Raw genomic sequence first — 12,265 nt, 5'->3', positions numbered from 1 at the left:
AGACAATAATTAGTGTTTAAAAGCCACCTTGTTTCTGAGCTTCCTTAACCAAAGCTTTGCGCTCCTGTTCTTTGGGAGAGTCTGAACCTTGATTGCTTGATTTTTGGGGGCGTTTTGAGTTGGTGACTAATGCAAAATATTGGTTTGTTATCATAGTAAAGGCCTCGAATGATTACTAACAGCTCTTAAGCTGACCTGAGCTTACAGCAACAGGAAAAACAACAACTACAGTACAACTTTTTATTAAGCATAGTCGAATACATGCCAGTTGTTGATATTTAAGTCATTAGATGAGCTAGGGTTTATTTAAATTTGTGTTGGTCGAATATAATTAAATTAAAATCGTTAATTTTAAAAGTAATTGCTATTGTATTGTGTTATTTATTATTGAAATTTTGACATTGGTTCACCTCTACCTGAATTATTTTAATGAATCAAAATTAATAATATATTGTTATAATGTAAGTTGTTGTTTTTAAATGATTAATCTGATTGTTGTTATATTTGTATTTTGTGTTGATTATTTTTGGAGTAAATGTCACCGCTTAAAATATTCACTATTGTAATCGATTACTTAATTAAATACTTTGAACCTTCTTGATGGCTTTTTAAACAACATAACTATAGGTAATAAAATGAAGAAATTAATTTTATCGACGTTAGCTCTTACATTATTTGCTTCAAACAATGCTCTTGCAGAAGATAGATATAGCCCAAATGAACTTCTCTACAGTGGAGTTAGTATTAGTGCTGACGGTGTACTGACATCTAAAGCTAGCTTTGCCTGTTCCGCGCCAACGGAAGTTGAGTTTACTATGAGCGCTGATAATAGTGTGCAATTAGAGATTAAAGATAGTCTTATTGACTGCCGCATGATCCCGTGGGTTCAAGACTTTAGCATTGATCTTAAACCACTACTTCAACAGTATGGCTATCATCAAAGCGAGCTAAGCGTTGCAAATAAAATTACCTTTGAACAAGAATAGTGGTCTATTTTTGAGCCATTATCTCCCATCTTAATGAGAAATAATTAATCAAAGAAGCGATGATTTTATTCCCCGTAAAATCTCGCTTCTTTTATTTAGGTTGTCAGGCTAGTGTAGCGTCAAACCGTGATTAGTAGAGTGCCCGGTCGCCATCAGTAGGCACATTGCCTGTGACCACCACTGAGCACGATAGGTCCTTCCATAATAAGTCAAAAATTACTATAAATACATTATAAAACTAATTATTAAAATTATTTATTATTCTGTGGTTATATTTTTTATTGAAAGCTTAGATATTGTTTTATTATAAATGTCACACATTAAAATAAACCAAGATTTTTATTATATTGAATTTATAAGATTTTTCAATGATTAACATATTTAATGTCATATCCATTTTTAGTGATGTTTATTTTTGGAGGAAATATCAACTCCTTAATGATTTACGGTTGTAATCGATTGCCTAGTAAAATAGTTTGAATGTGCCTGATGGCTTTTTAAACAACATAATTATAGGTAGTAAAATAAAATGAAAAAAATAATTTTATCAACGTTAGCTCTGACTTTATTTGCGTCTAATAGCGCACTGGCAGAGGGTAGATACAGCCCAAATGAGCTTCTCTATGGTGGTTTTAGTATTAGTAGTGACGGGATACTAACTTCTCAAGCCAACTTTGCTTGTGCGTCTCCAATGGAAGTAGAGCTAGAGACGAGCTCAGATAATAGCGTTAAAGTTGCTATTAAAGATAGGCTCATTGACTGTTTGATGATCCCTTGGGTTCAGGAATTTAGTATTGATCTTAAACCTCATCTGCAACAATACGGTTACCATCAAAGTGAAGTCACTATAGTCAACAAGATTTCGTTTGAGTTACCAGAGTAATTTAATCCTCGGCTCTGAAGCTGTTTTCTAACTTATATAATGTATTCATCAAAAGAAGCGAGGATTTTATTCCCCGTAAAATCTCGCTTCTTTATTTCAGTTATCAGACTGGTTTAGCGTCCAACCCTAATTAGTTTAGTGTCCAAGGATCACCATCAGTAGGCACATTCCCTTTTGACCACCATTTGGCACGATAGGTTTGTCCATGATAAGTCACAAGATCATCGGTATTGTAGGTCTGTGTTGAGCTCCATTCGTGAATTTGTCCGTCATCTTCACCTTGCCATACAGCGTTAGTGCCCGGTTCATCACCTTGTGTCCACCATTGGGCTGTGTAATTTACGCCATTGTATAACACTTGATCCCCAGTATTATAAATCGCTTCTGGATCCCAAGTTCCACTTCCTGTTTCTTCATCAGTGACGGTGATGATGCGCTCATTGGTTGTCGTTTCTCCTGCCGCATCGGTGACCTGGTAAGTGAGGGTGTATTGCCCAACAATCTCAGTGTTAACCTGTCCTGATACCTGAATGGCAGAATTACTGATGTCGCCATCTTCTGCATCTGTCGCACTCACGCCTTCCATTGGGTCAAAGTCTGAGTTGACCAAGATGGTTTCATTGTTTACGCCGTTTATCACTGGAGCAGTATTGTATACCGTAACTTGTCTGATTTCTTCCGTGGTGTTGCTATCGGAATCAGTCACCGAGTAAGTGAGAGGATACGCACCGACTTTGTTAGTATTCACCTCGCCACTGACGACAATATCTCCGGTTAAATCACCATCTTCTGCATCTGTTGCGCTCACGCCTGCCATTTTGTCGTAGCTACTACCAAATGGAGTACGATCATCACCAATACCACTAATAGAAGGTTTTCCATCCGTTGGAGGAGGGGTTTGACCATGAACATAAGGACCATAGTCTTTGACAAATTGCTCATTGTAAGCTTGCTGACCGCTATTGGTTCCCATATCCCAGTTGATTGACCAAGTCATAATGCCGCGCAATGCTTGCCCTTGCTCTCTTAAACTGTCTAAGGACTTGTATATATCATTAGGGTTACTAACGAAGCCACTTCCTGCCGCATCTGGATTGGCTGGAATGCCAAATACCAGCTTTTCATGTGGGATCTTGGTATAGCCACGAGTGCCATTGATTATACTATCGGCAATGTAGTAGATGAATACATCTTGATCTTTATAATTTTGTGGAACCCAAGTGCCTGAATCGCCGACTTCTGGGACCCAAACACCATCACCAGCTTGGTTATAAAACTGTGGATTGATAAAGTCGTAATAACCATCCAAACCGTTCAAGTAAGGGATGTAATCTCCCCTTGCTAGTTGTAAATATGGGAACTCAGGCGCCATGGTGATCATAAAGTTATGCCCCTGAGCCCTGTAGTGATCTTTCACCTGACGAAGGGCTGCTGGTATTACGGTTTGATTGTCCGCTGCGCTAATTGCAGCTTGCTCTAAGTCAATGTCCAGACCATCAAATCCGTAGGTGTCGACCAGACGAATAATTTCACTGGCAAGCGCTTGCTCATCCCCAGTGTGAAGCTCGATATGTGCATCAGCGCCGCCGAGAGCAATGAGCACACTTCTATCTTGATCATTAAGTTTGGCAATCTGAGCCTTGAACTCTTCCTCAGACAAACCTATGTCGGGATCTAATTGAAAAGTAGGAATATGACCTGTCGCAGCATCATAGACTTTCATGAAAGACACATTAACCACATTATATTGCGGGTCTACGTCGGCAAGGTCTACGCAAGGAGCGTTGCCACCTTTATAACCATCACCTTCACACCAGTTATGCCAATATCCAACCAACACATTGCCATCTTGATCGACTAGCTGTTGACCATCATTAGCGACGGCTTGACCACTGCCTAATGAAAGTGCAGAGAGAATACTTAACGCTAAAGCTGTTTTTCTGTTCATTCCGTTAATCTCCAATATGCTTATTTTTCAAAGCTAATTAAGTGCTCAAGTTGACGCTACATAATCTTGAGAGGGGAGTAAAATTGGATGACAGAATACTTGGTACTGCTCCAAGCAATTTGATAAAAATGCAAACTATATGATTAAATATATAGTTTTATTCGATTTAAAGGCTTTTAATTAGGCATTCTGTGAATGTTTATATTTTCTGTCTACATATTAAAGAGGCAAGAATGTTCAAAAAGTTCAGTCTTGCCACTAAGATATGAATTTATGAGATGGGGCGGTTATTCAGCGATCTGGCGTGCAAGCCGTTTTAATGCTGTTTTTGCATCAGCAGTTTGAGCAGATATCTGTTCTACGGCTACTTTTTCTGCGAAGGTCCTTTTTTTCTCAAAATCTATCGGCCGACCATCTTTCCATAGCTCAAAATGCAGATGTGCACCAGTAGTACGGCCTGTATTACCGCTGGCACCGACTTTTTGCCCTTGGATCACATTATCACCTCGATTAACAAAACGTTTTGATAAATGCAAATAGCGAGTTTTCAAACCATCAGGGTGGAGAATCACGATATAGTTTCCGGCTAATGGATGATAACGCGAGGCAATCACTCGGCCAGAGGAAATGCTGACCACAGTTGTGCCAACAGGGACGGCATAGTCAGTGCCCATATGGGGCGTTACTTTATGGGTAATAGGGTGCATTCTGGAAAGGTTGAATTGAGAGCTTACTCGAAACTGCCGTGAAACAGGAGAAAGAAGCAGTTTATCTTTATAAAAGTGCTCTCCGTCTGAGCTAAAAAGGACGCCTTTGTTATCACTGTAAACATAAAACATATGCATTTTATCGCGATACAAAAACGCTTCAAGCTGATTTTTATCATCAATTTTAAAGACGAATTGACCTGAGCGAGAAACAGAGTGAAGAAAATCAAACTTTCCTGCTGCCAAAGAAGTCAAATAACCTATGGTGTCGGGGGATGCACCGGAAGTGAGTGCAGAACCATAAAAAGAATACCCTACTGAACCATTAAAAACAGTTGGCTTTACTATGTTGATGGGAATAGAAATATCTTGCGTGATACTAGTTTGAATCGGCGGTACTAATTCTGTTTTCTCGCGTTCAACATGATCTGTTTTACTACTATTGAAAGGAATTAACTCAATCATGGCGCACAATACCAAAGGAATAATCGCCAAATGCCATAAAGATAAAAAATCTTTATAGCTTTTTTGTTGAATAGACGTTGAATGCATGGGGATGCTTTTTTATTTTTTTGCAATAATAGAGCTTTGAATATGAAAATCTAGATAAATTTTATATAAATAATTTGTTATAACCTGCGTAAATAAGTTTATTTTAATAGAATGAAATACAATATGTCGCTATTGATGTTGCACTCATATACATAAAGGCTAAATAACTAGTTAAATTGTATTTTTTGCCAGTCAATATACCACGTTGAGAAAATTTAATTCCCAAATATAATCGGTGAAAATTTAATTCGTCACTGGTATCGGCTTAAACAATGAAATACTGCACTTATCTGGCTTTAATCGTATCTCTTATTCTTACTGCATGTGGTGGTGGTGGGGGAGGGGAAGGAGATTCATCTCCTCCATCTAGAGCAACAGGCTCAATCTCAGGTACAGTGTTTGATGCTCCTGTCTCGGGCGCATTGGTTAAGGTATGGGAATATAAAAACGGCAAAGTAGGGCGGTTATTGGGTGAGTCCACCACTGATCCCTACGGTAAGTACAATATACCGTTCTCAAGCGCATCGATGCCCGTATTGATACAAGTTGGCAATGGTCAGTATTTTGATCCCATTAGTCTTGAATTCGTCAAGCTTAGTTCTGCAGGATCATCAAAGTCGTTATCCAGTTTGCTTAACTACGTTGAAGGCCAGAACTTGAAAGTCATGGTTACTCCACTGACTCATATGGCGGCCGGTTTAGCCGAATATAAGATTAGCCAAAACATTAGTGCTTCCTCTGCCATTACTTCTGCTCTGGATACAGTTAGTACTATGTATGGGTTTAATGTTAACTCTACCGAGCCTATTACTCTAAATATTAGCAATTACCAAAACTCTTTTCAGCAGCCAGATGATTTTTCCTATGTTACTGACGGCCATAAATATGGATTACTATTGACCGCTTATTCTTCTTACGCTAAGGAAATTAGAGATACTATAGATACCACTGGCCCAAATACACAATATACCACAATAAACTTATCCAGCATTCAGTACGATGATATTCGGGCAGATGGTAAATTAAATGGTGCTTCAATTCCCGGATTGCCACCAAACCTAGATTTTGGTAACACAAAAGTCAATAGCGATATTTATACTAAAGATTTAGCAAAACACATTATCATTGTGGCAAACCTCGCCGAAAATCTAACCACAGATAAAGTTCGGGAATTTGCAGATAAAATAAATTTATTGGGTACGGAGGAGTGTAAAGGTAACGAACTTGCAATTTGTGGTCGTAAGAAAAATGACATTGACTCGACGCCACCCAAAGCTGAGCGAAATAGTGAAGGCATATTGGCTGGCACAAGTACAATTTCGCTAAAAATGACAGATAATGTTGGTGTAGATGAACCGGCTAATATTGTACTGCAATATGCCCAGACCGATGATCCTCAACACAGTGACTGGTTTGATATAGGTTTATGCACGGATGAGTCTCAACCTAATGCTTGCTCGCTTGAATTGGAAAGCTTTAGACAAGGAGCACTTGAAACTAAAGTTGATGTAAGAGTAAACACCCAGTATTTAGATGATCAAGGTGCCATTAAAGCGCGATTGCTGGTTTATACAAGTGATGTCCTCGGTAACACGTCGAAAGATAGTCAATCTGAAAACCTTCCCTATGCTATTTCATTTGACTGGGATAACCAAAAACCCGTCATTAATGTGACCTCAGGAAGAAGTGTAAAAGCAGACGAAGACAACTATGTTCTAATGGGCAATGTGATTGAATCGACACAAAGTGTTGAGTCGGTGAAGGTTAAGCTTAAAGGCGAAGTTGTTGAATTAGAATGCACAAAAGTTGAGTCGCGTGATAAGAACAAATGTGAGTTTGAAAAACGTTATCTTGCCAATGACCTGGGTAACGTTGCTAAATTCATTCTTAGCGCGACAGATGCTCAAGGAAATACAGGTACAAAAGTACACCTTGTGGGGCAAGATAGCCAACCCCCCACAGTAGAAATCGCCTATCCTGAAAGTTCCCCACAGTCTAATGAAGATATAGAGTTTAACTATGTTTTAGAAGGTGAAGCAGGCGAACGCAGCGATCCCAACTTACCATTTAACGATGAAAGCTTTCCAAGTGGTTCATTTGAATCAGCCAAAAAATATTTAAAAATTGATTATAAATATGCCAACCAAGTAATTAAAGGCGCTGAAGATGTTCCTGCGTTTGACAATTTCAATCCGAGCTATTTTATAAAAAGAAAAATACCTTATGTAACAGCAACTATCCATGATGATAAGCAATCAATTGCGGGTGACAACGATAGTGAACCATTTAATCTAGGTACACCAGCCAATGACTTGACTTTAGAAGTTGAATATTGCGTTAAAAAAGAGGGTAAAGGTGAGTACGACTGCAAAAAAACCGTTACAACCAAAGCGGAAGATTTGAAAATACCCTTTAAAGAACGGTCATCAGATGGTAATTGGCTGGAAAACATGGATTACTATATCCCTTTAACTAAGGACATATTAGGGGAAGGATTTAAAAACGTCACCAAGCTTGATAGCCAAAAATTGGTGATTAGGACTATAGATAATGCTGGAATAACATCCGCTGAGAAAACCATTTATTTTAAAACAACCTTTGATATACCTACTTTTACTGTAGTTACCCCTTTTATTGGTGCACAAGCATCATTAATGGGGCTAGAAAATGGAAAATTTGAAAACTTAGGTACTACAGTATGTACAACATCAAGACTAGGCAATGCTAGAGATGTCGCGTCTTGCACTTTACAATCTTATAAAGCGAGTAGTTATCGTGCTCTGAGTATTAAACTGACCAGTTTGGCTGGAGCATATTATTACAACTGGCAAGATACTGATGCTGCTAAGAAGACGGTAAACCTTGATACATTTAAAGATGCAAATTTCGGCGTCTATTTCCAACCTAATGGTTCAAAGAGCTACTATATAACAGAGCTGTCGACCTACCACACAGGTATGTTCGATTATCTTTGGGAAAATTCAGAAAAGAATGATCAAGCGTTTACCAATATACTCGACCACGTCTCTGAAGCTTTAGCTGGTGATAAAAGCTTTTTTGGTTTTGATCCTACTACTACTCCTTACGCTACTAATAAGATGCTTGACCGTTTATTCGATGGAAGATTTAGCGATAATATTATTCCCTCAGAGTATCAGCATCGATTTATTGCTGAAGCTATGGCAGGCCTCACTGAACTTTTACTAACTTCTAACTCTACGACATTAGCAGCGGCTATATATAGGGACCTAAGCACAGATGGGAAAGCCGATGGTAAGGGCAAAAAAGGGAATCCCACCATACTTGATGAGGTGTACGAAATATCTGAAAAGACCTACCGCTTAGACATAGCCTCTAAATACCACGAAGTGCTAAGCGGTCGTGTTGATGCGCCGAGCGCACTGTTATATGCCGATAAAATAGCGAAAGCATCCCCAAAACTTGATGGGCAAAAAGTTTTTCTGAACGAAGGCAGTAGTATTGATATCGACCCACCAAAGGTTGAGTTAGATATCACCCAGGGTAGTTATTACTTCAATAATGAGAATAAAAAACAGTACGTAGCTGGTAAGGTACAGGGGCAATTATCAGTATCAGATGCCGCTGGAATTTCCCTTGATTCATTAACACTAGAGCCATTCTGGTATACCCGACTCGAACCAAACCGTGGTGAAGAAGCTAAAGACGTAAGATTTGAAGCAGATGAAAAAAACAATAACTATCAGCAATGGTTTAATTTCTCTCTCGATACTCTGCGGCCGGACCATCAAGACAAAATGGAGTTTGCGATTCTTACCAGTGTGGTAGATAAAAATGGTAAGAATCTTGATAAATACCCAAAACGGCTTTTCATAGATAATGAGCCGCCTAGTGTGTCGTTAGTTCGTCCTAAGAACCTAGAGTCAAACGAGCCACTTGATGAGGATACGTACCTGAATGCCAACTTCGCCCACACACTATTGTTTACCCTTACCGATGATGTAAACGATCAACAGGACAAGCGTGTGTTGGTGTTTAAGCACAAAGACAATCAAGGGGTAGAGCATCGCTACAACTATGACAGTTTTAGCTTAAATGCTCAGGGCCGCTTCTCTGTTAAAGTATGTAAAGAAAGTAAGTGTAAAAACGACAAGGTGATTTACCCTGGAGACGGTGAATGGGAAGTATATGTAAACGCGGTCGATAATTTGGGTAACTCTGTGACAGAGACTTCATCAAATCAGCAGAAATTTAGTGTCTTGATTGACTCGACTCCTCCAGAGGTTACCAATAAAGAGCTAGAGGATATGCTCGGCGGCAATACGCTTTTCAAGCCAAGTCTAGACTGGGGGGAGGAAGGTAGCGATGGTCAGAATCTAGAAGTGGAGTTAAAAATTGGCAACGAGAGTTCTATTAAGCTATCTGAATGTGATGAAAACGAGGCAAGATGTCCAGACACTCCTCACCTTGTTGGTGACCAGCCTAATGTACGAGTGAGATTATCTGCAAATGCATTTACACACGGTGAGTTAAATACACTTTCTTATATCGCTACGGATAAAGCATATCCGGCTAATAGAAGTGAAAGCGGTACTGTGAAATTTAGAGTCGATAAACAAGGCCCTCAAGTGAGTTTTCAAACACCTTGGTTGGTGGACTCTGTTTCAAAACAAAGTAAGGTGTTAGGTACTTCGCTAACAGCAAAATTTGAGAAAGTAGAGGATGATTCGGGTGTAAAAAAAGTCGAATTATTTCAGAGAATTGATACCGAAGAAGTTCTGATTACTGATTGGCGAGTCAATGATTGGAATAATAAGTTTTCCGTTGATTATATCGAAATAGATCCCCCAAAAATCAAGGTTAGTGAAGACAAACGCGCACAGCTTTTCATTAAGGCTACAGATAAGCATGGATTTGTGTCGAGCACCAACGTTGAGAGCTTCATTATTGATAGAGAAGGCCCACAGCTTGATCTGAATGGTCACAATAATAATGGCAATGAGTTTTATCTATCTAACTACCAATTTACAATTACTGCTAAAGACTATGATAGTCGTGGGGACATAAATCGTAACGGTGTTAATACAGAAACGTTTAAATATTGGCTCTACAAAAAAGGTTCTCAGCCACTTGGCCAAGGAACAGAGCCATTGGAAGACAATGATGGCGGTGGCTACAAAATTCCACTGCAATCGTCGTTATTGGACACCACTGGTAAAGACAATATTGTTTTGAAGCTCGAGGCGCTCGATATAAGAGGTAACAAAGCAACGAAAGAGTTTGAGCTAAAGATAAGAAATCAACCGCCGGAGAAGAAAAAGTTTGATATCGTTTATGCAGATAGTGGCATTGCTATCGGCAGTGACGGACTGGTGACGAAATCAGAAGATCTCAAATTAATATTGGAAGTGTCAGACATTAGTGGGATAGATGCTGTTTTAGCCTCATACAGCTATAAAGACAATAATCCTACTCAGATTCAATTCAGCTTGGATGAGGGCAAATGGCAAGCTAGCCTTCCAGCTAACAACTTGAAAAAAGATGGGCGTTATAGTCTCAGCATCAAAGTATTTAACAATGTCAAGTATCTGGAAGAAGGAGATCGGCAACCACTTGAGGTTTCCCGCCCCTTACATGTTCAAAGACAAGGCGTTGAGCTTTCGATTACTAAACCGAAACCGTTTTCAAGCCATGTTTCAGGAAAAACGCTCTCCGCTGAGTTTGCTGTGCAAAATCATGTGCAACCCAAACAAATTCAGTGCTGGATCCGAGAAAACTATACATCGACTGAGGCCCCTCAAGATCGTGATATGTACACCTCTGGAGAAATAAAATTAAATCTGGATGAAGCTCCTCGCTGTAGCATCACGTCTAACGAAGATTTTAACCAAAACCCTGTACTCATTGTAGAAACACTAGGTCAAAACGATGCGACCAACGTGCAGTTGTTTAGCTTTAAACAATTGGATTCGCAGCCGCCAACTCCGGATTTCACTCAACCGTATTCCGTTACAGCCGAGAATATTATTCGTGCATCGGGAGGTAAACCAAAGCAGTTCTCTATGGCGTTAGTATTTACAGACGATATGTCTGGTGTCAATATCAATAATGGGACATGGCCGATATTAGAAAAGGGGTTCAACACATTTGAGCCGACAGGATGTGAAAGTCGTCAAAATCGCCAGTTTAGATGCACCTATACATGGGATTACTCAAGGTTTACTGACTGGATACAACCTAAATTAACGTTCGATATTAACGGCTTGAGGGATAATGCGGGTAACATAGCAAAGCCTTACCCGCTCGAACTGGTTCTTCCCAATAAAGCTCCTGAAGTTTCTATTAATATCGCTGATAACTCCAGTAAACTACCTGAATATACAATAGTTAAAGGTGGTGAGGAATATACGGTTATTTTGAAGACAATCTTGGATGAGAACTCAAGCATAGATGAAATCGAGGTTAAAGTTGGAGATAGAGTTTATTCATCGTCTAATCAACAAGATAGAGACGCGTTTAACAATGTAGAATGCGATAATGCTACGTGTAAAGGATTTACGTTTAATGTGCCTGGAGAGATCGAGCAATTTAATCTAACAGTCACGGTGAAAGATGTCTTTGGCTTAAAAGGAGAAGGTTCAGTAGACAACCTGAGGGTCGATAAATACGATCCAACAATAGGCAGTATACAAAGCATCGAAAGGCGTGGTGAGAATATCAGGTTTACATTCGATATTTCAGATCAAACCAGTGGACTAAGTGAAGTTACCTACAAGGTAAAGGGGATAGAAACACCCATCATCAAGCAAGAACAAGGTAAAGGAGAAGCACTTTATTTTGAATTGAAAGCCTCAGACCTAGGTCTTGAACCATTAACTGTAGATATAATAGCGAAGGATAAGGTTGGCAGAAGCAGTTTAAATTGGGGTAAAAAGATCAATCTCACTTTGCCTCAGATCAGCTTAACCTTATCACCAGAAACCAATTTTGTTGGAGAGAGACTTGCTGTGAAGGACGAAAAACTCTCTGTTACTCTTAACAGCGAAAATGAAGGTAGTGTAATTACAGCGAAAAGTTACAGCGTCATGGTTGCCGGAAGTGAACTGGAAGGTGAGTTTAGCGATACGAGCTGGCCGCTGGAGATTGGAATTAACTCTGACCGCCAAGGTGAGTCAAGCTTAATCATAAAGGTAACCGATTCACTGGGCCG

At 39.4% G+C, this 12,265-nt stretch carries 6 protein-coding genes; 3 read left to right on the top strand and 3 right to left on the bottom strand.

Annotation, left to right across the window (positions count from 1 at the left end):
- Nucleotides 1-16: 16 nt before the first annotated feature.
- Nucleotides 17-154, bottom strand: a complete 138-nt coding sequence (locus KO511_RS20830; protein ID WP_185759750.1) for a hypothetical protein — start codon at nucleotides 152-154, stop codon at nucleotides 17-19.
- 481 nt (nucleotides 155-635) lie between these two features.
- On the opposite strand from KO511_RS20830, the gene KO511_RS20825 reads away from it, so the two are divergent.
- Complete coding sequence (locus tag KO511_RS20825; protein WP_215989309.1) at nucleotides 636-986, top strand: hypothetical protein; 351 nt, start codon at nucleotides 636-638, stop codon at nucleotides 984-986.
- Between the two features lie 529 nt (nucleotides 987-1,515).
- The gene (locus KO511_RS20820; protein ID WP_215989308.1) at nucleotides 1,516-1,869 is read left to right on the top strand and encodes a hypothetical protein; all 354 of its coding nucleotides are present in this window, start codon (nucleotides 1,516-1,518) and stop codon (nucleotides 1,867-1,869) included.
- Nucleotides 1,870-1,999: 130 nt separating this feature from the next.
- On the opposite strand, the gene KO511_RS20815 is transcribed toward KO511_RS20820, so the two are convergent.
- Nucleotides 2,000-3,817 (bottom strand): immunoglobulin-like domain-containing protein, encoded by a 1,818-nt coding sequence (locus tag KO511_RS20815; RefSeq protein WP_215989307.1) that lies wholly within the window; start codon nucleotides 3,815-3,817, stop codon nucleotides 2,000-2,002.
- A gap of 287 nt (nucleotides 3,818-4,104) precedes the next feature.
- Nucleotides 4,105-5,076, bottom strand: coding sequence for a peptidoglycan DD-metalloendopeptidase family protein (locus KO511_RS20810; RefSeq protein WP_215989306.1), 972 nt, complete (start codon nucleotides 5,074-5,076; stop codon nucleotides 4,105-4,107).
- Between the two features lie 272 nt (nucleotides 5,077-5,348).
- Here KO511_RS20810 and KO511_RS20805 point away from each other — a divergent pair.
- The coding region (locus tag KO511_RS20805) for a hypothetical protein (RefSeq protein WP_215989305.1) at nucleotides 5,349-12,265 on the top strand (6,917 nt) is incomplete at its 3' end.

Source organism: Vibrio hepatarius (genome assembly GCF_018860525.1).
In the GTDB taxonomy this organism is placed as follows: domain Bacteria; phylum Pseudomonadota; class Gammaproteobacteria; order Enterobacterales; family Vibrionaceae; genus Vibrio; species Vibrio hepatarius_B.
This window is presented reverse-complemented; position numbering and strand designations above follow the sequence as displayed.